The organism is Streptomyces sp. A012304 (genome assembly GCF_026008495.1).
Taxonomy (GTDB): Bacteria; Actinomycetota; Actinomycetes; order Streptomycetales; family Streptomycetaceae; genus Streptomyces.
Window position 1 is genome coordinate 185,386 of the sequence record NZ_BQUN01000137.1, and the last position, 1,260, is coordinate 186,645.

Below are 1,260 nucleotides of genomic sequence, written 5' to 3' on the forward strand. Positions count from 1 at the left end.
TGGATCTTCGGATCCCCGCGCGATTAGCTCAGCGGGAGAGCGCTTCCCTGACACGGAAGAGGTCACTGGTTCAATCCCAGTATCGTCCACACACCGGAGCCCCCGGCCGTCTCAGCGGCCGGGGGCTTCTCCGTGTGCGGGCTCAGCTCGAGAAGAGCATGTGACCGAAGCTCTTGTGGCGCTTGCCGTGGCCGTAGTGACCGCCGTGGCCGCCGTGCGGGGCGCCCCAGGCGGGACCGGGCGGGGCGGCCGGGTACGCCTGCGGGGCGGGCGGGGGCGGCGCCGGCTGGGACCACTGCGACTCCAGACGGGTCAGCGCCTCCAGCTCGCCGTAGTCCAGGAAGATGCCCCGGCAGTTGGCGCACTGCTCGATCTGGACGCCGTTGCGGTTGTAGGTGTGCATCGGAGCATGACACTTCGGACACTGCATGTTCGGCTCAACTCCTCGCCGGTCGTCCTGCTTCACCCGTCGCCAGGACAGACTCTGTCCGGCTGCGGTCGGTTGCACCCTACTTCGCGGAGCTCGGCGCCAACTGCAAGGGGACGGACGCCATTCGCTCGCAGGCGTCGACGAGGGAGCGCTCGACCTCGTCCAGGGGCCGGTCCTGGGCGTGCGCCTTGGTGAGGGCTCGGGCGGCGGTCTGGACGGTGAGGGCGCGGGCCGGGACGTCCAGGGCCGGCCAGGGGTCGCCGTCGGCGGGGACGGCCGGGCCGGCGGCCGCGCGGTAGGCGGTCAGGAAGCGGGTCCACTCGTCGGGCGGGAGCAGGCCGCAGGCGTACCAGGCGGCCGGACGGGCGAGGTCCCAGGCCGGGACGCCGACGCCGAGGTCGTCGACGTCGATGAGGCGCCAGGGGCCGTCGGGGGCGGGGTGGCGGACGAGCTGGCCCAGGTGGAGGTCGCCGTGGCAGAGGGTGGTGGTGTCGGGCATCGGCGCCTCGGCGCGCGCCCACGCGGGAAGACGGCTCCAGGCGTGCAGGACGGGGGCGGCGGCGTGGGAGGGGACGCCGGAGGCGCGCAGACGGGCGACGGCGTCGGCGGCCTTGGCCGGGCCGCGCATCGGCGGCAGGGGCGTTGGGGCGGGGGTGCGGTGGAGGCGGGCGAGCAGGGTGCCCGCGGCTTCCCAGGGGGCGGCGTCGGGGTCGTCGGGGTCCACGGGGGCGCCGTACGGCCAGAAGGTGACGAGGCGGTCGTGGAGCGGGGCGGGGGCCGGGGCGAGTGGGGGGAGGAGGACGTCGGGGAGGCGGGCGGCGGGGGTGAGG

At 75.2% G+C, this 1,260-nt stretch carries 2 protein-coding genes and 1 tRNA gene; 1 reads left to right on the plus strand and 2 read right to left on the minus strand.

Features of this window, described 5'->3' with window-relative positions:
• The first annotated feature begins 20 nt into the window (after positions 1 to 20).
• Positions 21 to 89: transfer RNA gene (locus ALMP_RS34380), tRNA-Val, on the plus strand.
• A 53-nt stretch (positions 90 to 142) separates the two neighbouring features.
• Here ALMP_RS34380 and ALMP_RS34385 read toward each other — a convergent pair.
• Both ALMP_RS34385 and ALMP_RS34390 read right to left on the minus strand, forming a co-directional pair.
• Complete coding sequence (locus ALMP_RS34385; protein WP_264935671.1) at positions 143 to 430, minus strand: zf-TFIIB domain-containing protein; 288 nt, start codon at positions 428 to 430, stop codon at positions 143 to 145.
• A gap of 79 nt (positions 431 to 509) precedes the next feature.
• The coding region (locus ALMP_RS34390; protein ID WP_264935672.1) for a phosphotransferase family protein at positions 510 to 1,260 on the minus strand (751 nt) is incomplete at its 5' end.